We start from the raw sequence: 24,258 nt of genomic DNA on the forward strand, positions 1-24,258 counted from the left end.
AAAGGACCCACGAGATGAGCGATCTGACCCTCACCCCGATCCGTCTGCGCAACGGTACATGGGAAGCCCAGATCAAGGGGGAAAGCCGGGACAGACCGCAGATCCATGTCACCCTGCATGGCGAAACCGTCGACAGTGTCGAGCTTTCCCAGGACCCAACCGAAGGCGGATGGCTGCTGAAAGTCCGCATTCCGCCCGAATCCATCACGGACGGGGTGCAGACATTCATGGTGCGCGACGGGGCCGACGACAGCAAACTGGGCACCTTCTCGCTGATCGCGGGCGAGGCCGCGGGCGAGGATCTGCGGGCCGAAGTCGATCTCCTGCGCGAGGAGCTGGACATGCTGAAACGGGCATTTCGCCGGCATTGTCTCGAAACAATGTAGTGTGTATGTACGGGTTACAGGTGGAAACCGCGCATTTCCGATGTGCGGAATGTTAATAGAACGAAGACGGTCGGGCAGAATTCGCCGGTGACGTTTCGTAAATGTACGAAAACGCGGCATCCTGTGGCAGGATCTTTCGCAAATGCCCGGTTCGCCGGGCAAGGCGGAAAGTTCCATTCGTTTCATAACGGTGTGCTAGAGTATATTTATCAATAAGCAAATGAATGGATAAAACCATGGGATCACAGGGGATGGCGCCGCTCGACGATGTTTCGGGCACGCCGCGGGACGGCTGGTCGTTCGAGGAACTCTTGACGGGATTGGCGCTGCACTTCTTTTCCCAGTTGAACCTGACCGCGGACGCCGACAGGCAGCTCGCCGATCTCGATCTCGATCTCGGCCGGACGCATCACCGTGTTCTCTACATCTGCTCGCAAAAACCCGGTGTCACCTCGGGCGAGATCACCCGCATCCTGCGGATCACCAACCAGGCGCTGAACCGCCCCATGCGCGAACTGATCGACGGCGGTTTAGTGGAACAGAAGGTTTCGTCCGCAGATCGCCGCCAGCGGCTCCATTACGCGACCGATGCCGGCAAGGAACTGTTCGAGAGGCTAGCCAAGCTTCAGACCGAACGTCTGAACCGCGCGTTCGAGGCGGCAGGCCCTGCCGCCGTGGAAGGTTTCTACGAGGTCCTGAGCCACGTCGCGACAAGCGAGGATCTGGAGTTCATCAACGAGAATTTCGGCGGTTATCCCAGGTCGGGCACGTCCAGCTGACGTGCCTGCCACCGACAGACGAAAAGGCCCCGCAGGTGCATCCCGCGGGGCCTTTCGTTACTCGTCGTTCGCTTGTTCCAGCACCGTTGCCGGGCTGCCAGACAGTTTCGACAGGCCCTTGAGGATGTCGATGGCATAGGCCAACTGGTAATCCTCTTCCCGCAGCTTGGCGGCCGCTTCCGCCTTGGCGCGGTCTTCCTCGATCTGGCGCAGCTCGTCCTCGCTCAGGCTGTCATTGTCCAGCCGTCCGCGCAGGTCGCCTTCCGAACGGGTCCGGCTGATGGCGGACAGCGGGGATTCTTCTTCTTCGACTTCCGGCTGACGGCGCGGCTGCTGCACGACGATGTCGGGCGACACGCCCAGTGCCTGGATCGAACGGCCCGACGGCGTGTAATAGCGTGCCGTGGTCAGGCGCATCGCGCCGTCGCCCCGCAGGGGCATGACCGTCTGAACCGATCCCTTGCCGAAGCTCTTGGTGCCCACGACGATCGCGCGGCGGTGATCCTGCAGCGCGCCCGCCACGATTTCCGAAGCCGAGGCCGAGCCACCGTTGATCAGCACGACCATCGGCTTGCCATTGGCCATGTCGCCCGCGGTGGCGTTGAAGCGTTCGCCGTCCTTGGGGTCACGACCGCGCGTCGACACGATCTCGCCTTCGTCCAGGAACGCGTCCGACACGCTGATCGCCTCGTTCAACAGCCCGCCCGGGTTGTTGCGCAGGTCGAGCACGATGCCGTTGACGTTGTCCATCCCGCCTGCGGCTTCGATCTGTTCTTCCAGACCGGCCTTCAGGTTCGGCGTCGTCTGGTCGTTGAACGTCGTCACCCGCAGCACCACGGTGTCGCCTTCGGTGCGGGTCCGTACCGCCGTCAGCTTGATCGTGTCGCGGATGATCGAGACATCGAAGGGTTCTTCTTCCCCTTCCCGGACGATGGTGATGATGATCTCGGACCCGACCGGCCCGCGCATCAGGTCGACCGCTTCGTCCAGCGTCAGGCCCAGCACGCTTTCACCATCGACATGGGTGATGAAATCGCCCGCTTCGATCCCGGCCTCGTCCGCCGGGGTCTCGTCGATGGGGGACACGACCTTAACGAAGCCGTCTTCCTGGGTCACCTCGATGCCCAGACCGCCGAATTCACCGCGGGTCTTCACCCGCATGTCGTCGGCGTCGTCGGGTGACAGGTAGCTGGAATGCGGATCGAGCGATGTCAGCATGCCGTCGATGGCGGCTTCGATCAGCTCGCCCTCGTCCACATCCTCGACATATTGCGCGCGGATGCGTTCGAAGATGTCGCCGAACAGGTCGAGCTGTTCATAGACCGAGGCGCTCTGGGAGCTCTCCTGCGCGACCAGAGGACCGGCGATCTGCGTCGTGGCCACGATGCCTGCCAGGGTGCCGCATGCGGCGGCGATGACGAATTTCTTCATGTTTCGCTTGTCCAATCCTACTAGGTCCGAAACCAGCTCTCCGGGTCGACCGGCGCGCCGTCCTGTCTGACTTCCATATAGAGCGTTTCCGGGCTGACACTTCCACCACCTTCACCGATTGGTGACAAGACGGCATCGGGATCCGGCGCCGGCCCGCCCATCAGTCCCACGGGAGCTCCGGCAGGCAGCACGTCTCCGGCCTGACCGTACACCTCGGCGAGGCCGGAGAGAATGAATAATGTGCCGGGCGCGGGTTCCAGCATGACGACGTTTCCGAGGTCGAGCAAAGGCCCCACATAACGTACCGTCGCCGCCGTGGGCGAAACCACCAGCGCGCGGGATCGCGTGGCGATCACGATGCCGGGCCGGGTGATGCCGGCCGCGTCCGTTTCGCCCGCGCGGCGCAGAATGCGCCCGGTGACCGGCAGATCAAGCGTGCCCTTCGCTGCATCGACCCCCGGCTCTGCCGCTTCGATCTCGGCCTCGGTCAGGCTGGCCAGTCCGCTGGCGAACCCGTCGAGCGTTTCGGAGGCCGCGATCAGCAGGGCGACGCGGATCGGGTCTTCGGTAAAACGCTTGGGCAGGTCGGTGCGGTCGGCCATGGCAAGGCTCAGCTCGGCGCGCGCCTCCTGCACGCCGGCCAGGCCTTCGCGCAGCGTATCGGCCGCAGTTTCCTGCAACAGGCGCAGATCGCGCATTTCCAGCACGTCCTGGCGCAGCTGTTCGGAACGCGCTTCCAGCGCCGGGGTGAGCTCCGCCAGCATCATGCCCGACCGCGCCGCGCCCAGCGGCCCGTCCGGGTGCGCCATCAGAACCGGGGGTGGCGCCGCGGCGATGGCCATCAGCGTGCCTGCCAGCGCGGCGGTTTCCTCTTCCCGTGCCTCCAGCGACCGGCTGAGCTCTGCCTCGCGATCCGCGGCGCGGCGCACACCGTCGCGCAGGGCGGCGAGCCCCGCCTCGAACGCGCGGACGGTTTCGGACAGTGCCAGAACCCTGTCGCGCCCGGTTTCGGCCTGATCCAGCTGCGCTGCCGCGGCTTCGAGGTTTTCAACCGCCGCGCGGGCATCTTCGGCCGGACCCGTCCGTCCGGCACCCGGCAGGGCAACCGCAAGGCAAAGGCAGTAAGCGGCAAGGCGAAAGGTCATGTAAGGAGGCTTTTTCCCGTCATCTGGGGCGGTGTGTCGAGACCCATCAACCCTAGCAGAGTCGGCGACAGATCCGCCAGCCGTCCGTCACGCAGGGTGGCACCTTCCGGCCCACCGACCAGAATCACCGGCACAAGGTTGGTGGTATGCGCGGTATGCGGCCCGCCGGTCACGGGATCGACCATCATCTCGCAATTGCCATGATCCGCGGTGACGATCATCGCGCCGCCGGCTTTCGTGACCGCCTCGATCACCTGCCCCAGCCCGGCATCGACCGCCTCGCATGCCTTGATCGCGGCCTGAAGATCGCCAGTATGGCCCACCATGTCGGGGTTGGCATAGTTCGTCACGATCAGGTCGTATCCGTCTTCAATGGCGGACACGAACGTCTCCGTCACCTCGCCCGACGACATTTCGGGTTGCAGGTCATACGTCGCCACCTTGGGGGACAGCGGCATGAACCTGTCCTCGCCGCCCTCGGGCACCTCGACCCCGCCGTTGAGGAAGAAGGTCACGTGCGGATACTTCTCGGTCTCGGCCAGGCGGAACTGGCGCAGCCCCTGCTTGGCGACCCATGCGCCCAGCGTGTTGACGATTTCCGCCTTGGGATAGGCGGTGGTCATGTAGGCGTTGTGGCTGTCGGAATATTCGACCATGCCCAGCAATCCGGCCAGTTTCGGGCGGGGACCGGTATCGAAGTCGCTGAAATCGGGATCGCCGATGGCGGCCAGGATCTCGCGCGCGCGGTCGGCGCGGAAGTTCAGACAGAAGACGCCGTCGCCGTCCTGCACGCCGCGGAAGTCCCCCAGCACCGTCGGTTCGATGAACTCGTCGGTCTGGCCGCGCTCGTATCCCACCACGACGGCCGAGGTCGCCGTGGGCGCGACATGCGGCGCCTTGCCGTTGATTATCGCGTCATAGGCCTGTGCAACCCGGTCCCAACGCTTGTCCCGGTCCATGGCGAAGTACCGGCCCACGACGGTGCCGATGGTCGCGTTGTCCGGCAGGTGCGCTTCAAGGTTGGCGACAAAGCCTTCGGCCGAACTTGGCGCCACGTCGCGCCCGTCGGTCATGGCGTGGATCACGACCGGCACGCCCGCATCGGTGATCGCCTTCACGGCGGCGTTCAGGTGGTCGAGCGACCCGTGCACGCCACCATCAGAGACCAGCCCCATCAGGTGCGCGGTGCCGCCCGTATCCTTCAGCGCGGCGATGAAGGCCTGCAGCGCATCGTTTTCGAAGAACGCGCCGGATTCGATGGCAAGGTCGATCTGGCCAAGGTCCATCGCCACGACGCGGCCCGCGCCGATGTTCATGTGGCCGACTTCCGAGTTGCCCATCTGCCCGGCGGGCAGGCCGACATCCGTGCCATGGGTCGTCAGCCTGGCGTTGGGACAGGTCGCCATGATCCGGTCGAAGGCCGGGGTGTGCGCCAGATGGGGGGCGTTGGCCTCGGTCACGTCGGACAGGCCCCAGCCGTCGAGAATGCAGAGAACCACAGGTTTCGGTGCTGCCATTTTTCGACCCTTCACGTCACATGTCAGGGCCTTCTAACGCTGCACGGCAGCGAACGGAACCGCCAACTCGGCAAAATGAATCGCATGGCCGCCGGGGCGTGAACACCCGTTCACAGGGGCGTTGGAAGGGGCCGTCTCTGCCATGCCGCGTTTTCGTGCAACACGTCCAAGTTGTGCGAGCGAAACGATATCGTCCTGAATGTCCCGGGAAACTAGCGCCATATCACACATTTGTTATATTCAGGTTGCAGATTAAGCGCGTTAGTGTCGTTAAAGTTGCAGTACTTTCTTGTGCTATCCGCTCCAATTGCTATGATCGTATACAATTAATAGCTTCGACTTGGGAAGATCTAACCTTGGCCACCCTGACTTTCAGCGTCGATACGATTGCCCAAGGCAACAACGTCGGTGGCGGTCTTGAAGTCTCGTCGCTGCCCGTGGTCGATTTTCTGAACAATCAGGGCTATTCCGATACGTCGGATGCGGTCTTCACGATCGAAATCGACGATGCCGACCTGTTCTATTCCGACATCTCGGACCCGCCCGACGGTGTGCCGGAGTACTGGATCGCAAGCGGCACCCAGCCGGTTTCCATGTTCATCGATGCCGACGGGGATGGCACGCCGGAATACCAGGTCGTTGATCAGAACAACAACTCTCCCCTTTCCCGTGACAACCAGTCCGGGCAGGATATGGCGAAGATCAACCAGAACCTGACGGCCTATCCTGTTCCCTACGATCCGCTCAATCCGGGAACGCCCGCCGGCGACATTGGCGGGAACCTCTACTTCGCGACAGACAACGATCCGTTCACGGTCGGCGAGATTCGCGCGCCCGTCGACAACACGATCAGCCCAGACAACCAGCTGACCATCGATGCCAACATCGTCGATCCCGTCGTCCCCTGTTTCATCCGCGGCACCCTGATCGCGACACCGTCGGGGCCGCGGAGGATCGAAACGCTCTGCGAAGGCGATCTTGTCGAAACCGTCGATCACGGCCCGCAGCCGATTCGCTGGATTTCGTCGCGCAAGCTTCGCCGGGGCGATCTGAACGCGTACCCCGAATTGCGGCCGATCCGTATTCCGGCAGGGGCACTGGGGGACGGGTATCCGTCCGAGGATCTTGTCGTCTCTCCCCAGCACCGGGTCGTTCTGTCATCCAAGATCATCCGGCGGATGTTCGACACGGACGAGGTGCTGGTCGCCGCCAAGATGCTTTTGGGCTACGCGGGCATTGCCGTCGACGACTCCCCGTCTGTCGAGTACTTTCATTTCCTGCTGGATCGGCACGAACTGGTCTGGGCCAACGGGGCCGTTTCCGAAAGCATGCTGACCGGCCCTATGGCCCTGAAAGCCCTGGGCGCGGCGCAGCTGCGCGAACTGGCCTCTATTTTCCCTGAAATCATTCTGCCGGACCACGTCCCGACACCCGCGCGCCGCATTCTCAGGCGCAAGGAAAACGACAAGACCCTTTTCCGGCACAACAAGAATGCCAAGCGCCTGTTTTCCAGGCCCGAATCGATGCCGCCGCCCTCCACACGCTCTCTGAATTGAAAGCGCAATAGTCATTCCTCCCCACGGGGCCCCTTGCTTCCGTCCGGGACAGTTCGTGCCCCGCCAGACCATGTCCCACCTGGCGGCACGTCGGGCCGCGCCGACCTGCCCCCCCGTGGGCCGGCGTGGCCCATTTCGAAAGCGGCTTTCCCCGCCGGGGGTGTCAGCATATCCCTGAGCAACGCCACCGGATGCGCCTTCAGGCTCAGCCGGGTGGCGACGTAATCCTCCACCACTTCCTCGCCCAGGCTCATCACCGGCAGATCCGCCTGAGGTTCGTCGAACGTCTCGCCCCCCAGGTCCCCGGCAAACAGCGGCAGGGGCTTGTCCGCAGCAATCGCCTTGGCTTCCCACAGTGCTTCCCGGCGCGAAATGCCCAGCGAATGGAACGCATCCGCCTCGGCCAGCCGTTCCAGCACCGCCGGTTTCATCCCGGCCCGGCGCCAGAGGGCCGATACCTCGCGGTAGCCATTCCCCCGCGCCGCCGTCAGCCAGGCGGCGTCCTCTTCCGAAAAGCCCTTGATCTGCCGGAAGCCCAGGCGCAGCGCCAGCCCGCCGCGGCCGTCGGGTTCCATCACGTTGTCCCAGTAGCTTTCGTTCACGCAGACGGGCCGCACATCGACCCTATGTTCCCGCGCATCCCGCACGATCTGGGCCGGGGCATAGAACCCCATCGGCTGCGAATTCAGCAGCGCGCAGGCGAAGATCCCCGGGTAATGGCACTTGAGCCAGGCCGAGGCATAGACCAGCAGCGCGAAACTCGCCGCGTGGCTTTCGGGGAAGCCGTAGGACCCGAAGCCCTCGATCTGGGAAAAGCAGCGTTCCGCGAACTCCTGATCATAGCCGTTCCGGATCATCCCCTTCAGGAACATCGACCGGAAGTCGCTGACATTGCCGTGCTTCTTGAACGTCGCCAGCGACCTCCGCAGCCTGTCGGCCTGGTCCGGCGTGAAGCCCGCGCCGATGATGGCGATCTGCATCGCCTGCTCCTGGAACAAAGGCACGCCCAGCGTCTTGCCCAGCACCTCGCCCAGCGCATCCGACGGGAACGATACCTCCTCCTCCCCGTTCCGTCGCCTTATGAACGGGTGCACCATGTCGCCCTGAATGGGCCCGGGACGGATGATCGCGACCTCGATCACCAGGTCATAGAAGTTTCGGGGCTTCATCCGGGGCAGGAAGTTCATCTGCGCCCGGCTTTCCACCTGGAAGACTCCCACCGAATCCGCCTTGCACAGCATGTCGTACACCGCCGGATCCTCCGGCGGGAGCGTCGCCAGCGTGTGCTGCTCGCGGTGATGCATCGCCAGCAGGTCGAACGCCTTGCGGATGCAGGTCAGCATCCCAAGCGACAGAACGTCGACCTTCAGGATGCCCAGCGTGTCGATATCGTCCTTGTCCCAGCAGATGACCGTCCGGTCCTCCATCGCCGCGTTCTCGATTGGGACGAGTTCGTCCAGCCGGCCTTCGGTGATGATGAAGCCGCCGACATGCTGGGACAGGTGCCGCGGGAAGCCGTCGATCTCGTAGACCAGCTGCATGGTCTGCTGCAGGCGGCGGTCGGTCGGATCCAGTCCGATCTCGCGCATCCGGTGCGGCTCCATCCCCTGCGGCGCGAAGAAGCCCCAGAGCTGCGAGGACATGGCCGAAATCGTGTCGTCGGAAAGGCCCATGGCGCGCCCCACCTCGCGGATCGCGCGCTTGCCGCGGTAGTGGATCACGGTCGCGCACAGGCCCGCGCGGTGGCGGCCATAGCGTTCGTAGATCCACTGGATCACTTCCTCGCGCCGTTCATGTTCGAAATCGACGTCGATGTCGGGGGGCTCGTCACGCGCTTCCGACACGAAGCGCTCGAACACCATCGTGCCCATTTCCGGGCTGACCGAGGTCACGCCAAGGCAGTAGCACACCACCGAATTCGCCGCCGACCCGCGCCCCTGGCACAGGATATCGCGGGACCGGGCAAAGTGGACGATATCGCGGACGGTCAGGAAATAGGGTTCGTATTTCAGCTTGCCGATCAGGTCGAGCTCGTGCGCCATCATCTTCTGCACCCGCTCGGGCGCGCCGCCGGGATAGCGCCAGGCCAGCCCCTCGTGCGCCAGCCGGTGCAGCCGCTGGGCGGGGCTTTCGCCCTCGGCCACTTCGGACGGGTATTCATAGCGCAGCTCGTCCAGCGAAAAGGTCAGCTGTTTCATCAGCCGACCCGCCGCATCGACCGCGTCTTCGTGGCCCCGGAACAGCCGTCGCATCTCGGCCTCGCTGCGCAACCGGCGTTCGGCATTGGCCAGCGCATTGCGGCCCAGCGCCTCGACCCGGCATTTCAGGCGGATCGCGGTCAGCACATCGGCCATCCGCCGCCGCTGCCCGCGATGCATCAAGGGCGCGGCGCTGGCGAGCACCGGCAGCCCCATCCGCCGCGCCTCCTCCGCCAGCGAAACGAATCGCATGCTGTCGGTCCCGTCATAACGCGGCGTCAGCAGCAGGTGCAGCGCGCCCGGGAACCGCTGGCGCAGGGCGCGCAGATGCGGCGCCCAGCCGGCGACGGGCGCCTCTCCGGGCCACAGCAGAAGCTCAAGATCCCGCCCCCCTTCCAGCAGGTCGGACAGGTGCAGGATGCAGTCCCCCTTCCCAGCCTTCAGCCGACCGGCAGACAGGATCCGGCACAGCGCCCCCCACCCCGTCCGCGTGCGCGGCAGAACGGTAACGGGCGGCGCATCAACGAAAATCAGCTTGGCCGCCGGAATCAGCCGCGGCGCGTTCCGGATCGGAAAGGAGGGCGGCGCCGGAATATGATCCGGCCGCGGCGGCCCTATCGGCGCCTGCGCGGCCTCCCAGTCCAGCCGCTCCTGCACCAGCCGCCGGATCGTCCGCGCCTCGGTATGCGCCCGCACGATTCCCGCGACGGAGTTGTCATCCGCAACGGCGATGCCCGGCAGCCCCAGCGCACAGGCGCGCGCCATCATCTCCTCGGGATGAGACGCCCCGGTGAGGAAGGTGAAGTTCGAGGTGATCGACAGCTCTGCAAACATCCGCCGCCATCATATTCCCCTTTTGTTCTCTTTTGGAGTCCCTCGCTTCACCGTCGCAGGGGGGGCGCTGCCCCCGCCCGCCCGTTCCGGGCGCGCTCCGCCAGAGTATTTGGAGAAGAGAAGAAGACAGGCGCAAATCCCCTTCTTCTCTTCCCAAATACTCCCGCCCGAGGCGGTCCATCGCGTGCCACAGGGTACGCCCGCAGGCCCCGCATCGCCCGCCGCGTCCCCGGGCCGGCGAGGGCGGGCCCCGACAGGGGACCGCCCGTTCGGGTGGGCGGGCGGGTCGGCCCGGGGGCGCGGCGGGCGACGCGGGATCGGAGCGACGCCTTGCCCCCTTGTCCCCGCGCCCTTTCGCCGCCTAGATTGGCGGAAATCCAGCATTGAAGCCAAGGACGCCCCTGATGACCATCGACGCGCCGGAAACCAAGATCGTGGACACCTACCGCATCGCCTGCGATGGCGGCGAAGGGGCACTGGGGCATCCGCGCGTCTGGCTCCAGATCCCGCGCGATACCGGTGTCGTCGAATGCGGGTATTGCGACTGCAAGTTCGTCCACAAGGACTTCGCCGACAAGGCTGCCTAGGCACCGCCGGGGTCGGCCCCCGGCAGTGCCCCGTTCCGAGCCCGGCCCTGACGCTATCAGGCGGCCGTCAGGCCACCGTCGACGGTGTAGAACCCGCCATTGCAGTAGCCCGCATCGTCCGAGCCAAGGAAGGCCATGATGCCGGCCACCTCTTCCGGCGTGCCGTAGCGGCCCATGGCGATCGAGCTCGCCGTCGCCTCGTGGGCCGAGGTCTTGTCGCCCTGTCCGGTATTGATCGAATCCATCATCCGGCTTTCGATCGGGCCGGGGTTGACGCAGTTCACGCGTATGCCCTTGGGCCCGGCTTCCAGCGCGGCCGTCCGCGTCATGCCGATCACCGCGTGTTTCGACGTGATATAGGGCAGTAGCCCGGGCGAGCCGCCCAGCCCCGCAACCGACGACATGTTCACGATCGCGCCGCTGCCCGCCTTGTACATCACCGGCAGCACGTACTTCATGCCCATGGCAACGCCCTTGACGTTCACGGCCAGCACCTTTTCCAGGTTCTCGATATCCAGTTCGTCGATGGTCTGGTACTTGCCTTCGATCCCGGCATTGTTGAAGAACACGTCGATCGTGCCAAACCGGTCGACCGCGGCATCGACATAGGCCTTCACGTCGGCCTCCCGGGTCACGTCGGCTTCGGTCGTGGCGACCTTGTTCTCATGACCCACCGCGTCGCGAAACGCGGCCCAGTCGGTGCCGGGCATGTCGACCGCGAAGATTTGCGCCCCACGCTCGGCCATCAGTTTCGCGGCGGCCATGCCGATGGCGCCGTTCGCGCCTGTCAGAACCACCACCTTGCCGTCGTAAGATTGTCCGGCCATCGGTTCTCTCCTTTATTGAACACTCATTCTCCAAATAAGTACGCACCGGTCCTTTTTGAGCCCCTGCGACCGCAAATCCGCAACGGAAGAACCCTGCTGGCAGCATGGAACCGAACGTGGCATATCTTCCCCCGGACCAGCAGTGAGGGCGACATGACGACGACATTCGGCAAGGGCTGCCATCTGCATCTGATCGACGGCTCGTCCTTCATTTTCCGGGCGTATCACGCGCTGCCGCCGCTGACGCGCAAGTCCGATGGCGTGCCCATCGGCGCCGTCGCGGGCTTCTGCAACATGCTCTACCGCTATATCGAGGGAAACACCGGGTCGGACGCGCCCACCCATGTCGCGGTGATCTTCGACAAGGGCAGCCACACGTTCCGCAACGATCTGTATGACCTCTACAAGGCCAACCGCGACGAGATGCCCGAGGACCTGCGCCCGCAGATCCCGCTGACCCGCCGCGCGACCGAGGCCTTCAACATCGCCTGCAAGGAACTGGAAGGCTACGAGGCCGACGACATCATCGGCACGCTCGCCTGCCAGGCCCGGGACGCCGGCGGCCGGGTGACGATCATTTCCTCGGACAAGGACCTGATGCAGCTGGTCGGCGACGGGGTCGAGATGCTGGATGCCATGAAGAACCGCCTGATCGACGTGGACGGCGTGCACGAGAAATTCGGCGTGGCGCCCAACCGCGTGGTCGACGTGCAGGCACTGGCGGGCGATTCCGTCGACAACGTGCCGGGCGCGCCGGGCATCGGGATCAAGACGGCCGCGCTGCTGATCAACGAATACGGCGATCTGGATTCGCTGCTGGAGCGCGCGGAAGAGATCAAGCAACCCAAGCGCCGGCAGACCCTGATCGACCATGCCGACCAGATCCGCCTGTCGCGCAAGTTGGTGCAGCTGGATTGCGAAACTCCACTGGATTTCACGCTGGACGATCTGGAGGTGAAGGACCCCGACCCGGAGGTCCTGATGCCCTTCCTCGCGGAAATGGAATTCCGCACCCTGACCAAGCGCATCGCCGACCAGATCGGCGTCGACGCGCCCGAGATCAAGCAACCGGAGAAGGCCGACGATACGCCGGTTGCGCCCAACCCGGCGATCACGGCCCCTTTCGACGCCGCGAACTACGAATGCGTCAAGGATCCGGGCGCGCTCGACACCTGGATCGCGAAGATCCGGGAACGCGGCTATGTCGCCATCGACACCGAAACCACCGGCCTGAACGAGATGACAGCCGACCTGGTGGGCATCTCCCTGTCGGTCGAGCCGGGGTCGGCCTGCTACATTCCGCTGATCCACAAGAAGGGCGACGCGGACGATCTGTTCGGCTCTGACGCGCTGGAAGACGGCCAGATCCCGCTGGACGAAGCACTAGAGGCGCTGAAACCGGTGCTTGAGGACGCGTCCGTCCTGAAAATCGGGCAGAACATGAAGTACGACGCCAAGATCTTCGCCCGCTACGGCGTGGACGTGGCGCCCATCGACGACACGATGCTGATCTCCTACGCGCAGCACGCGGGCATCCACGGGCACGGCATGGACACGCTGTCGGAACGGTATCTCGATCACACGCCGATCCCGATCAAGCCGTTGCTGGGGTCTGGCAAGTCGGCCCGGACCTTCGACCGCGTGCCGCTGTCGGACGCCACGCCCTATGCCGCCGAAGACGCCGACATCACGCTGCGCCTGTGGCAGGTCCTTAAGCCGGAGCTTCACCGCGAGAAGGTGACGACCGTCTACGAAACGCTGGAACGCCCGCTGGTCCCGGTGCTGGCGAAGATGGAGATGGACGGCATCAAGGTCGACCGGCAGACCCTGTCGCGCATGTCGTCGGCCTTTGCCCAGAAGATGGCCGGGCTCGAGGCCGAAATCCATGAACTGGCAGGCGAGAAATTCAACGTCGGTTCGCCGTCACAGGTGGGCGAGGTGCTGTTCGACAAGATGGGCCTTGAAGGCGGCAAACGCGGCAAGAACGGCAAGTACTCCACGCCCGCCGATGTGCTGGAAGATCTGGCCACGCTCCACGACATGCCCGCCCGCATCCTTGACTGGCGGCAGCTTTCGAAGCTGAAATCGACCTATACCGACGCGCTGCAGGAACACATCAACCCCGACACGGGGCGCGTGCACACGTCCTATTCCATCGCCGGCGCGTCTACGGGGCGGCTGGCCTCCACCGACCCGAACCTGCAGAATATCCCCGTCCGCAGCGAAGAGGGCCGCCGCATCCGCGAGGCCTTCGTCGCAGAAGACGGCAACGTGCTGCTGTCGCTCGATTATTCCCAGATCGAGCTGCGGATCCTCGCCCATATCGCAGATATCCCGGAACTGAAGCAGGCGTTCGCCGACGGGCTGGACATTCACGCGATGACCGCGTCCGAGATGTTCAACGTGCCGATGGAAGAGATGACGCCCGACATCCGCCGCCGCGCCAAGGCGATCAATTTCGGGGTGATCTACGGGATTTCCGGTTTCGGGCTGGCCCGCAACCTGCGGATTCCCCGGTCCGAAGCGCAGGGCTTCATCGACCGCTATTTCGAACGTTTCCCCGGCATCCGCGATTACATGGACGCGACCAAGGGCTTCGCGAAGGAACACGGCTACGTCCAGACCCTGTTCGGCCGACGTATCCATACGCCGGAAATCAACGCCCGCGGCCCCAAGGCGGGCTTTGCCCAGCGCGCCGCGATCAACGCGCCGATCCAGGGCACCGCGGCCGATATCATCCGCCGCGCCATGATCCGGATGCCCGCGGCCATCGCCCATCTGCCCGCGAGGATGCTGCTGCAGGTTCACGATGAACTGCTGTTCGAAGTGCCGGAAGGCTCGGTCGACCAGACCATCGACGTCGCGCGCAGCGTGATGGAGGAGGCCGCCGATCCGGCGGTGAGGCTGGATGTCCCGCTTGTCGTTGACGCGGGCCGCGGTGCCAACTGGGCTGAGGCGCACTAGCGTCAGCCGACGGGATTTCTGGGGGCTCTGCCCCCGCGGCGCCATGGGCGCCGCTCCCCCGAGGTATTTGTGGACCAAAGAAGCGTGGCGGCCCGCCGGTCTCCGTGACCGGCGGGCATGGCGTCAGATGATGACGTCGTACTGGTTTTCGTTCAGGTGGACGTCCAGCAGGCGGATCATGCCCCCGGCGTAGTCGATCACCGTGTCGGCGCCATCGTGGAAGATATTCGTCTTGGTGTTCCCGCCCCTCAGATCCAGCAGGTCGTTCTTCAATTGGAAATCGGTGATCTCGTCACTGCCCGTGTTGCCCTTGGTCTTGAACACGAACACGTCCTTGCCCTTGCCGCCGGTCAGGGTGTCATTGCCCTTGTCGCCATAGATATGGTCGTTACCGCGGCCGCCGCCGATCCTGTCGGCGCCGTTCCCGCCGCGGAGCGTGTCGCTGCCCATGTCGCCGCGCATGACGTCGTTGCCGTTGCCGCCATCCATCCGGTCGTTGCCGCCGCCGCCCTGCAACTTATCCTTGCCGCCGCCGGCATACAGCTTGTCGCGGCCGCCGCCGCCGTCCAGCGTGTCACGGCCCTTGGCGCCCCGCAGCACGTCTGCCCCTTTGTCGCCGTCGAGCTTGTCGTTGCCACCACGGCCCAGGAGCACATCCTTGCCCTTGCCGCCGCTCAGCCAGTCTTGCCCTTTCCCGCCATCTAGGAAATCGGCGCCGCCGTGGCCGAACAGGCCATCAGAGCCTTTGAGGCCGCGGACAGTATCGTTTCCGCCCGCGGCATAGAGCTGATCGTTCCCGTTGGTGCCCGAAATCTGGTCGGCCCGGTTGCTGGCGGTGAACTCCTCGACGTTGACCATCTGCAGCGTGCGCGAGAAGATCGCGCCATTCACGGCCTCGTTGAAGACGACCGTTCCGGCCGCCAGGTCCACGGTGACCCCGACGGGCATGTCGAGGAACGAAACCGAGTCATTGCCATCGCCGCCATCGAAACGGTCGACGATGTTGCGCGCCTGCCCCGGTGCCATGGAGGCCGTGTAGTAGTCGTCACCCCCGCCGGCGTGGATCGATTCGGCGCTGTAGAACCCGTCGAAGGATTCGTCATAGCCGGTGCCGTAGCCCGTCCAGTCGGCGCGGGCGAGGATGTGGTTGAGCGCATCCAGCGGGTGCGCGGTGTTTCCGACGTTGAAAAGATCGGCCAGCGGAACCTGCGGCATGCCGTCCATGATGTAGGAAAGCGACCCGGAATTCGGCCAGTAAATGTCGACATCGGTCACGACACCGGCGGTGGTGGTCCCGTTCATCCCGAAGCCGAAGAACTGGGTGTAGGGATCGCGCATGGGGTTGTCGCCATAGTCGATCCGGGTGCTGGTCGAGGAAATGACCCGGTCCGAGGTATCGGTCAGGACACCCGTCAACATGGTTTGAAGCGCGCCCCAGGAACTGGACGAGTATGAGAAAGTGGCCATCTGAGGACTCCGGGAACGGCAATGGAAACGCGGGCACAGTCGCCGCCATTGGGCTGGCCGGTCAATGCCTCAGCCGTCCGTTAACAGGACAAGTTGCCAAGAAAACAACGTCTTGCTGCACTTCAGGTTGTACAGATCAGGTGTTGCGCGACGTATCCGGTAATTTACCCTGCGGAAAGAAGAACGCGGCCGCGAATGTCAGAGATATGCCGCCATCCAGCCCAGGCTGTCTTCGGTCCGATCCGTGGTCGGCGTGTATTCCGCGCTGATCCAGCCATCATAGCCCGACGTCTCGATCGCCCGGAAGAGCGCCGGGAAATCGGTGTCGCCCTGTCCGGGTTCCGACCTGTCGGGCGCGGCGCCGAGCTGGACATGGGTGGCACGGCTCCCGAAACGCTCCCATGCCGCCAGCGCGTCGCCGTGGATCATGGCCGAATGGTAGCTGTCGTATTGCAGCCCGAGATTGGGCCGGTTCACGGCGTCCAGAACGGCGAGCGCCAGATCGTAGTCGTTCAGCACGTATCCCGGCTGGGCCTCGGGGTTCAGCGGTTCGATGGTGAAGCCCTGCCCTGGCGCGGCATCGCACAGCAGCGTCAGGTTATCGACGAAGCGCGCCACGGTGTCGGGATCGTCGCTGTAGCCGGCCATCACGTGGATCAGCCCGGGCCGGAAGCCCGAGGCATAGGACAGCACGCCTTCCATCTGCGCGCGGAACACGGCGTCCTGCCCCGGTTCCGCGGGGAAGCCCCTGGGCTTGCCCTCAGGCACCGGCGGGGGCGCGTTCATCAGGACGGGTGTCAGGCCCGCGGCCCCGGCCAGCGCGGCCACCTCGGCAGCGGGGCGGTCATAAGGGAACAGGATCTCGACGCCCGTGAACCCCGCAGAGGCGGCCGCGGCGAAGCGATCCTCGAACGGTCGTTCAAGAAACAGATGCGAAATGTTCGCGGCAAACTTCAGCGGAATGACACCAAACCCCTTACGAAACGTCGAAAACCGATCTCAGTCCTTCTATCAAAGGTCAGGCTGCCAGACCACCCGGTCGCGGCAACCGAAGGGTGCGTGGTTCCCACGCACCGCCCGCGATCACAGACCGTCCAGTTCCTTCGACGGAATGATCGGAAAGAACTCTCCGCCCGACCAGACGCCGAACCATCCGTCATGGTCCTGGCCCAGGTCCACCAGCCGATAAAAGCTCTTTCGGTCGATCAGCGCCTCCAGCCCTGCGCGGACGTGGACATAGGGCGACGGCTCGCCCGTTTCACTGTGGCGTTCGACACGAATGCCGTTCTCCGGGCCCGCCACAGTCTGGTCTTCCACCTGAGTCGTGAAAGTCAGCACCTGGTCGCGCCCTTCGCCCGAAACCTGGAAATCAACCGCGACGAAAGGCGCGTCATCGACGGTAATGCCCACTTTTTCGACAGGGGTCACAAGATAGTGTTTGCCGTCTTCCAGCTTCAGAATCGACGAAAACAGCTTCACCAGCTCCTTCCGGCCGATGGGCGTGCCCAGGTAGAACCACGTCCCGTCGCGGGCGATCCGCATGTCCAGATCGCCGCAAAACGGGGGATTCCAAAGGTGTACCGGCGGCAGGCCGCGTTTCTTGCCCCTTTTTTCGCCATCGGTGTTTTCGGCCGACCGGATCGCTTCTGCGATCCCCTCCGCCGAAGGTGTCACGGTTTTTTGTGCAGTCATTGCTTTTGCCATTTCTTCCTGTCGAGATAATCTTAGGTTCAACAGGGTAACTCCCGGCCTAACGAAACGCTCCCCGTCCCGAAAGGAAGTCCATGTCCGATCCCACCGACCTGGTCGCCGAGATCGAAGCGCTTGAAGAAAAGCTCGCACGTGCGAAGGCCTCGATCAACCGCCGCTTTATCGGACAGACGCAGGTCGTGGACCTGGCGCTGACGTCGCTCCTGTGCGGCGGGCACGGATTGCTGATCGGTCTGCCGGGACTGGGCAAGACGCGGCTGGTGGAAACGCTGGCGACCGTGATGGGGCTGAATTCCAACCGCGTGCAGTTCACGCCCGACCTGATGCCGGCCGATATCCTTGGATCCGAAGTTCTGGACACGGCCGAAGACGGATCGCGCCATTTCCGATTCCTGGAAGGTCCGATCTTCTGCCAGCTTCTGATGGCGGACGAGATCAACCGCGCCTCTCCCCGGACGCAATCGGCGCTGCTGCAGGCGATGCAGGAACGCACCGTGACCGTCGCAGGGCAGGATCGCCCGCTGGGCACACCCTTCCATGTGCTGGCCACGCAGAACCCGATCGAACAGGAAGGCACCTATCCGCTGCCCGAAGCGCAGCTTGACCGATTCCTGGTTCAGATCGACGTGCAGTACCCCGACCGCCAGACCGAACGCGACATCCTCCTGGCCACCACCGGCGTGGAGGAGGCCGAGGCCGAGGCGATTTTCTCCACGGAAGACCTGCTGGCCGCGCAGCGCCTGCTGCGTCGGATGCCGGTGGGCGAGGCCGTTATGGACATGATCCTCGATCTCGTCCGCGCCTTCCGCCCCGAGGAACCCGGCGCCTCCGAACGTGTTCAGGACACCGTCGCCTGGGGCCCCGGCCCCCGCGCCGCGCAGGCGCTGATGCTGACGGTGAGGGCGCGGGCGCTTCTGGAAAACCGGCTGGCGCCCAGCCCCGAAGACGTGATCGCGCTCGCCCGCCCCGTTCTCAGCCACCGGATGGCGCTGACCTTCGCGGCCCGCGCCCGTGGTGACAGCCTTGCCGGGCTGATCGAAGACACCGCCGCCCGTCTTGACGGGCACGAGAGGGCGGCGTGACGTCAGCCAGCACCCTACGACATAAGGCCGAAGCCGAGGCCGGACGCCTTCCCCCGCTTCTGGCCCGCGCCGACCACTTGGCCGGGACCGTCCTTCTGGGCGATCACGGCCGAAGGCGCGCCGGGCTGGGCGACGATTTCTGGCAATACCGCCCGGTGCAGCAGGGCGACAGCCGCCGCCTGATCGACCACCGCCGGTCTGCCCGTGGCGACCAGCAGTTCGTCCGCGAACGGGAATGGCAGATCGCGCAATCGGTGATGCTCTGGGTCGACCGGGGCGCGTCGATGCGCTTTGCCTCGGATGACAGCCTGCCGACCAAGGCCGACCGTGCCCGGCTTCTTGGCCTCGCCTCGGCCGTGCTGCTGGTGCGTGGCGGCGAACGGGTGGGCCTGACCGGCACCAACCTGCCGCCGCGCCGGGGCCGCAACCAGATCCTGCGACTGGCAGAGATGTTCTCGGAAGACGCCGAAGACGATTACGCCCCGCCCGAACATCGCGCCATGATCCCCCATGCAAGGGCGCTGTTCATCTCGGATTTCCTCGGTCCGATGGAGGAGGTCGAAGTGGCGCTTACCAAGGCCGCCGACCGCGGCGTGCGGGGCGTACTGCTGCAGATCCTTGACCCCAGCGAAGAGGAATTCCCCTTCCGAGGACGCACGATCTTCGAAAGCGTCGGCGGGTCGATCCATCACGAGACCCTGAAGGCGGGAGAGCTGCGGCAACGCTATCTCGACCGTCTCGCCGCCCGCCGCGACTGGATGGAGCGTCTGACCCGCACCACCGGCTGGCAGATGGGGCTGCACCTGACCAACAACAGCGCGCAATCGGCCCTTCTGTGGCTGTGGACCGCGCTGAACCGGGGGGCATGATGTTCACCATCCTGGGCATAGGTTTTACCGCGCCGTGGCTGCTGCTGGGGCTGGCCGCGCTGCCGGTCCTGTGGCTGCTGCTGCGCGCCGTGCCGCCCGCGCCGATCCGGCGGATGTTCCCGGGCGTCACGCTGCTTCTGGGCCTGAAGGACGACGAACAGGTCACCGACCGCACGCCGTGGTGGCTGCTGCTGATGCGCATGATCGCCGTCGCGGCCGTGATCCTTGGCCTGGCCGGCCCGGTCCTGAACCCGAAAACGGAAACCGCGGGCTCCGGCCCCGTACTCTTCCTGCTGGATGCCAGCTGGGCGGGCGCCAGCGCCTGGGCGCGGACGTCCGATCTACTGGAACAGCAGCTTGCCGAAGCCGGCCGCGCCGGGCGACCCGTCGCGATGATGCGCCTGACCCAGCCGGAAGAACCTCAGTTCCAGAACGCCACCGCATGGCGGACCCGCATCGCGGGGCTTCTACCCGAACCGTGGCAGCCGTCGCCGGATCAGATCGCCATGGCCTCGAGCGCGCTCGATGGCATTCCTGCCGGGACGGAGATCCGCTGGATCTCCGACGGGGTCGATTACGAAGGCCGTGACGAATTGATCGCCGCCGCACGCAGCGCCGGCGATCTTCGCGTCCTGCAATCCACGCGCGAGGCCCTGGCGCTGCGCCCCGCCACCTTCGAAGACGGCGTCATCCGCCTGACCATTATCCGCGCCACCGCCGGCCCGTCACGGGAAGTGACCGTACTGGCCCAGGGCCGCGATCCGGCAGGCACGGAGCGCCTGCTGGCCTCGGCCACCGCCGATTTCGCGGCGGGGGAGACCGAGGCCAGCGTCGACCTGTCGCTGCCGTCCGAACTCCGCGCCCGGATCACGCGGTTCGAACTGCAGGGCCAGCGGTCGGCCGGGGCCGTCAGCCTTGGCGATGACGGCCTGCGCCGCCGCGAAGTTGCCCTGATCGCCGGGCGCGAGGGGCATGAGGGGCTCGAACTGCTGGCGCCGCTCCATTACCTTGAACAGGCGCTGGAACCGACAGCCGATATCCTGAACGGCGCGCTGCTGGACGTGCTGCCCGCCAACCCGGATGCCATCGTGCTGGCCGATGTCGCGACGCTGTCGGCGGCCGAGGAAGACGCGCTGACCGAATGGGTCGACGATGGCGGCCTGCTCTTGCGCTTCGCCGGGCCACGCCTGGCGGCCAGCGACGTGAGCCGGTCCGACGAACACCCGCTAATGCCCGTGCGCCTGCGCGCCGGGGGCCGCAGCGTCGGCGGCGCGATGAGCTGGGGCTCGCCCAAGGAACTGGCCCCCTTCAAGGAGGATTCGCCCTTCTTCGGTCTGACCATCCCGGAGGATGTCACCGTCACGTCACAGGTCATGGCCCAGCCCGACCCGACGCTCGCCGACCGCGTGATCGCCTCGCTTTCCGACGGCACACCGCTTGTCACCCGCAAGGCCTTGGGGGGCGGCCAGGTCGTGCTGATCCACGTCACCGCCAATGCCGAATGGTCCTCGCTGCCGCTGTCGGGCCTGTTTGTCGAGATGCTGGAGCGCCTCGCCGTTTCCTCCGCCACCGGCTCGCCCGATGCCGCCGATCTGGAGGGCACGGTCTGGACGCCTGTACGTGTGCTGGACGGGTTCGGCCTGCTGGAAGATGCGACCACGCTGCCCGGCGTCGAGGGGCCTGAACTGGTCTCGGCCCAGCTTGGCCCTGACATGCGCCCCGGTCTCTACCAGAACGAAGACCGCCGTCTTGCCCGCAACGTGCTGCGCCCGGATGAAACCCTGCAACCCGCGACATGGCCCGCCGACGTGCCGGTCGAAGGCCTGGGTTTCGAACGCGAACGCCCGCTGGGCGGCTGGCTTCTGGGCCTCGCCCTCCTGCTTCTGGCGGCCGACGTGATCGCCACGCTGGCGCTTTCGGGCCGGCTCACGGCATCTCGCGCGCGATCCGGCGGGGCCGCGGCCCTGCTGGCGCTGTGCTTGCTGACCGCCGCCGATCCCGCGCAGGCGCAGGAGGCAGAGACCGACGATCTCGCCATCCTCGCCACCGACGAACTGGTATTGGGGCATGTCCTGACCGGCGATCCGGAAGTCGACGACATCGCCCAGGCAGGGCTGCGCGGCCTGTCGGACACGCTGTATTTCCGCACCTCGGTCGAACCGGCAACGCCCCATGGCGTGGATCTGGAAACCGACGAACTGGCCTTCTACCCGCTGCTCTACTGGCCGATCACGCCGGACCAGCCGCTGCCGTCGGACGAGGCCTATGCCAAGCTGAACACTTACCTGCGGTCGGGCGGCATGATCGTGTTCGACACCCGCGACGCGCATATCGCGAATTTCGGCACCTCCAGCCCCAATGGCCGGAAGCTGCAGCAACTGGCCGCCCCGCTCGACATCCCGCCGCTGGAGCCTGTGCCGGACGACCATGTCCTGACCCGCACCTTCTACCTGCTGCAGGATTACCCGGGCCGCCATAACGGCCGGTCGATCTGGGTCGAATCTGCGCCCGCCGATGCCGAAAGCGTCGAAGGCATGCCGTTCCGCAACCTGAACGACGGGGTGACCCCGGTGATCTTCGGCGGCAACGACTGGGCCGCCGCCTGGGCCACCGATGCCGAAGGCCGCCCGCTGCTGCCCGTGGGCCGCGGCTTTGCCGGCGAACGCCAGCGCGAACTGGCCCATCGCTTCGGCGTCAACCTCGTGATGTACGTGCTGACCGGCAACTACAAATCCGACCAGGTCCACGTCCCCGCCCTTCTCGATCGTCTGGGCCAGTGATGCCCCAACCGGAGCTTCCATGACCGGAACCGTCATCTTCGACCCCCTTCTGCCCCTGCCCCTGCTGATCGCGCTGGGCGTGATCGCCGCGGCCGGCGTTGTGCTGGCGCTGTGGCGCGGGCTGTCGGGCTGGGCCTTCCGTGCCGGCGCCGGGCTGGTGCTGGTCGCGGCGCTGTCGGGCCCGGTTTACCTGGCCGAGGATCGCGCGCCGCTGTCCGATATCATCCTGCTGATCGAGGACGACAGCGCCAGCCAGCGCCTGTCCGACCGCGCCAGCCAGACGGCTGAGGCGGCAGATGCGCTGGCCACCCAACTGGCCGCGCGGGAGAACACGGAAATCCGCCGCATCCGCGTGCCGGACGGCATGAAGAACGCGGGCACGGAGCTGATGACGACTCTGTCTGCCGCGCTGGCCGAGGAACCGCAGGCGCGCGTCGCAGGCATCATCGCCCTGTCCGACGGCCGCGTGCACGATATCGAACGCACGCCCGACCTGCCCGCGCCCCTGCACCTGATGCTGTCGGGGCAGGAGGACGACTGGGATCGCCGCCTTATCGTCGAGAACGCCCCCGCCTTCGCCATCATCGGCGAACCGGTGACGCTGACATTGAAGGTCGAAGACAGCGGCGCGGCGCCGGCGGACGCCATGGCAGACCTCGACATCTCGGTCGATGGCCAGCCGCCGGAACGCTTCACCGTCCCCATCGGGCAGGAGATCGACCTGCCGGTGACGCTGCCCCATGGCGGACGCAACGTGATCCGGTTCTCGGTTCCGGAAGCCGACGGCGAACTGACCGACCGCAACAATGCCGCGATCATCCAGATCAACGGCGTGCGCGACAGGCTGCGCGTGCTGCTTGTCTCGGGCGAACCGCACCAGGGAAGCCGCACTTGGCGCAACCTGCTGAAATCGGACAGCTCGGTCGACCTCGTGCATTTCACCATCCTCCGCCCGCCCGAAAAGCAGGACGGCGTGCCGGTGGGCGAACTTTCCCTGATCGCCTTCCCCACGCGCGAGCTGTTCATGGAGAAGGTCGAGGATTTCGACCTGATCATCTTCGACCGCTACAAGCGCCGCGGGATCCTGCCGCCGATCTATCTCGACAACGTGGCCGATTACGTCCGCAACGGCGGCGCGGTATTGATCTCGGCCGGCCCGGATTTCGCGGGCGCCGACAGCCTCGCCCGGTCGCCGCTGGGGACCATCCTGCCGGCCGAACCCTCGGCCCGGCTGGTCGAGGAACGGTTCAAACCCGCCGTGACAGACCTGGGCGAACGCCATCCCGTGACGTCCGGATTGCCCGACCCGGAGGCCTGGGGCGACTGGCTTCGGCAGGTGGAGCTCGATCCGCTGGGCGGGCAGACGGTGATGCACGGACCGGGCGACCGGCCGCTGCTGATGCTCGACCGTGTCGGCGAAGGCCGCGTGGCGCTGCTGGCATCGGATCACGCGTGGCTCTGGACCCGCGGTTATGACGGCGGCGGTCCGCAACTGGAACTGCTGCGGCGGCTGGCGCACTGGATGATGAAGGAGCCCGAGCTTGAGGAAGAAGCGCTCTGGGCCGAAGCAACCGGCCAGACGATGCGGATCGTCCGGCGGAGCCTGAGCGAAGAGGTCGGCGCCGTGACCATCACCCGCCCCGACGGGACGGAAGAAACGGTGGAATTGGACGAAGTCAGCCCCGGCCGGTTCGAAGCGCTCTACGACGGGACGGAGCTGGGTCTCTACCGGCTGGAGGAAGGCGAGAAGACCGCCGTCATCGGCCTTGGCCCCGCGGCGCCGAAGGAGTTCGAGGAAACCATCGCCACCGGTGACGTGGTCGAGCCGGTCCTGGCGCCCCTGCGCGGCGGTGTGTTCCGGATCGAAGATGGTTTGCCCGGCATCCGCGAGGTCCGCGCCGGTCGTCCCGCCGCCGGGCGTGGCTGGCTGGGGATCACACCGCGCGAAGCCTACCAGACGCAGGACGTCCACCAGTTGTCGCTGCTGCCGCCCTGGCTTGTCCTGATCCTGGCCGCACTTCTGATCATCGGCGGCTGGCTGCGCGAAGGCCGCCAATAGCCCGACACGGCGGGAAGGCTCTTGAAAAAGGACCTTCCTGGCAGTGGTTGGCGGCGCGCGACAATTC

17 protein-coding genes are annotated in these 24,258 nt (G+C 65.6%); 9 read left to right on the forward strand and 8 right to left on the reverse strand.

Going from position 1 to position 24,258, the window contains the following annotated elements; translation table 11 throughout:
- Window positions 1-14: 14 nt before the first annotated feature.
- Both D4754_RS00795 and D4754_RS00800 read left to right on the forward strand, forming a co-directional pair.
- Window positions 15-386: a hypothetical protein gene (locus D4754_RS00795; protein WP_121060674.1), complete on the forward strand. Its 372-nt coding sequence runs from the start codon at window positions 15-17 to the stop codon at window positions 384-386.
- Between the two features lie 224 nt (window positions 387-610).
- Complete coding sequence (locus D4754_RS00800; RefSeq protein ID WP_121060676.1) at window positions 611-1,165, forward strand: MarR family winged helix-turn-helix transcriptional regulator; 555 nt, start codon at window positions 611-613, stop codon at window positions 1,163-1,165.
- Between the two features lie 57 nt (window positions 1,166-1,222).
- Here the strand turns inward: D4754_RS00800 and D4754_RS00805 are convergent, their stop codons facing one another.
- Genes D4754_RS00805 through gpmI form a run of 3 tightly spaced genes read right to left on the reverse strand, consistent with a single transcriptional unit; the run spans window position 1,223 to window position 5,258 of the window.
- Complete coding sequence (locus tag D4754_RS00805) at window positions 1,223-2,596, reverse strand: S41 family peptidase (RefSeq protein ID WP_121060678.1); 1,374 nt, start codon at window positions 2,594-2,596, stop codon at window positions 1,223-1,225.
- A 20-nt stretch (window positions 2,597-2,616) separates the two neighbouring features.
- On the reverse strand, window positions 2,617-3,741 hold the full coding sequence (locus D4754_RS00810; RefSeq protein WP_121060680.1) for a murein hydrolase activator EnvC family protein: 1,125 nt from the start codon (window positions 3,739-3,741) through the stop codon (window positions 2,617-2,619).
- Window positions 3,738-5,258 (reverse strand): 2,3-bisphosphoglycerate-independent phosphoglycerate mutase, encoded by a 1,521-nt coding sequence (gene gpmI, locus D4754_RS00815; protein ID WP_121060682.1) that lies wholly within the window; start codon window positions 5,256-5,258, stop codon window positions 3,738-3,740. Before gpmI ends, D4754_RS00810 begins: the two co-directional genes overlap by 4 nt.
- A gap of 356 nt (window positions 5,259-5,614) precedes the next feature.
- On the opposite strand from gpmI, the gene D4754_RS00820 reads away from it, so the two are divergent.
- Window positions 5,615-6,814 carry a Hint domain-containing protein gene (locus D4754_RS00820; RefSeq protein ID WP_240453703.1) on the forward strand — a complete coding sequence of 400 codons (1,200 nt, stop codon included), beginning with the start codon at window positions 5,615-5,617 and terminating at the stop codon, window positions 6,812-6,814.
- Window positions 6,815-6,825: 11 nt separating this feature from the next.
- Here D4754_RS00820 and D4754_RS00825 read toward each other — a convergent pair whose 3' ends face one another.
- Window positions 6,826-9,846, reverse strand: coding sequence for an error-prone DNA polymerase (locus D4754_RS00825; protein ID WP_121060684.1), 3,021 nt, complete (start codon window positions 9,844-9,846; stop codon window positions 6,826-6,828).
- 404 nt (window positions 9,847-10,250) lie between these two features.
- Between D4754_RS00825 and D4754_RS00830 the strand changes: the two genes are divergently transcribed.
- Entirely contained in the window at window positions 10,251-10,433 is a 183-nt protein-coding gene (locus tag D4754_RS00830; protein ID WP_121060686.1) for a zinc-finger domain-containing protein, read from the forward strand.
- 56 nt (window positions 10,434-10,489) lie between these two features.
- Here D4754_RS00830 and D4754_RS00835 read toward each other — a convergent pair whose 3' ends face one another.
- A complete protein-coding gene (locus tag D4754_RS00835) occupies window positions 10,490-11,260 on the reverse strand; it encodes an SDR family NAD(P)-dependent oxidoreductase (RefSeq protein ID WP_121060688.1) in 771 nt (256 codons plus the stop codon).
- A gap of 153 nt (window positions 11,261-11,413) precedes the next feature.
- Between D4754_RS00835 and polA the strand changes: the two genes are divergently transcribed.
- Complete coding sequence (gene polA / locus D4754_RS00840; protein ID WP_121060690.1) at window positions 11,414-14,224, forward strand: DNA polymerase I; 2,811 nt, start codon at window positions 11,414-11,416, stop codon at window positions 14,222-14,224.
- 123 nt (window positions 14,225-14,347) lie between these two features.
- Here polA and D4754_RS00845 read toward each other — a convergent pair whose 3' ends face one another.
- The 3 genes from D4754_RS00845 to D4754_RS00855 all read right to left on the reverse strand — a co-directional run bounded on the left by D4754_RS00845 (window position 14,348) and on the right by D4754_RS00855 (window position 17,383).
- A complete protein-coding gene (locus D4754_RS00845; RefSeq protein WP_121060692.1) occupies window positions 14,348-15,691 on the reverse strand; it encodes a calcium-binding protein in 1,344 nt (447 codons plus the stop codon).
- Window positions 15,692-15,889: 198 nt separating this feature from the next.
- Window positions 15,890-16,648 (reverse strand): hydroxypyruvate isomerase family protein, encoded by a 759-nt coding sequence (locus D4754_RS00850; RefSeq protein ID WP_420837189.1) that lies wholly within the window; start codon window positions 16,646-16,648, stop codon window positions 15,890-15,892.
- A 126-nt stretch (window positions 16,649-16,774) separates the two neighbouring features.
- Window positions 16,775-17,383, reverse strand: coding sequence for a DUF1285 domain-containing protein (locus D4754_RS00855; RefSeq protein WP_121060695.1), 609 nt, complete (start codon window positions 17,381-17,383; stop codon window positions 16,775-16,777).
- 92 nt (window positions 17,384-17,475) lie between these two features.
- On the opposite strand from D4754_RS00855, the gene D4754_RS00860 reads away from it, so the two are divergent.
- Genes D4754_RS00860 through D4754_RS00875 form a run of 4 tightly spaced genes read left to right on the forward strand, consistent with a single transcriptional unit; the run spans window position 17,476 to window position 24,191 of the window.
- Window positions 17,476-18,483: an AAA family ATPase gene (locus D4754_RS00860; protein WP_121060697.1), complete on the forward strand. Its 1,008-nt coding sequence runs from the start codon at window positions 17,476-17,478 to the stop codon at window positions 18,481-18,483.
- On the forward strand, window positions 18,480-19,352 hold the full coding sequence (locus D4754_RS00865) for a DUF58 domain-containing protein (RefSeq protein WP_121060699.1): 873 nt from the start codon (window positions 18,480-18,482) through the stop codon (window positions 19,350-19,352). Before D4754_RS00860 ends, D4754_RS00865 begins: the two co-directional genes overlap by 4 nt.
- Window positions 19,352-22,132, forward strand: coding sequence for a DUF4159 domain-containing protein (locus tag D4754_RS00870; protein WP_121061561.1), 2,781 nt, complete (start codon window positions 19,352-19,354; stop codon window positions 22,130-22,132). Before D4754_RS00865 ends, D4754_RS00870 begins: the two co-directional genes overlap by 1 nt.
- Before the next feature lie 19 nt (window positions 22,133-22,151).
- A complete protein-coding gene (locus tag D4754_RS00875; RefSeq protein ID WP_121060701.1) occupies window positions 22,152-24,191 on the forward strand; it encodes a hypothetical protein in 2,040 nt (679 codons plus the stop codon).
- The last annotated feature ends 67 nt before the right edge of the window (window positions 24,192-24,258 follow it).

The organism is Chachezhania antarctica (genome assembly GCF_003646465.1).
In the GTDB taxonomy this organism is placed as follows: domain Bacteria; phylum Pseudomonadota; class Alphaproteobacteria; order Rhodobacterales; family Rhodobacteraceae; genus Chachezhania; species Chachezhania antarctica.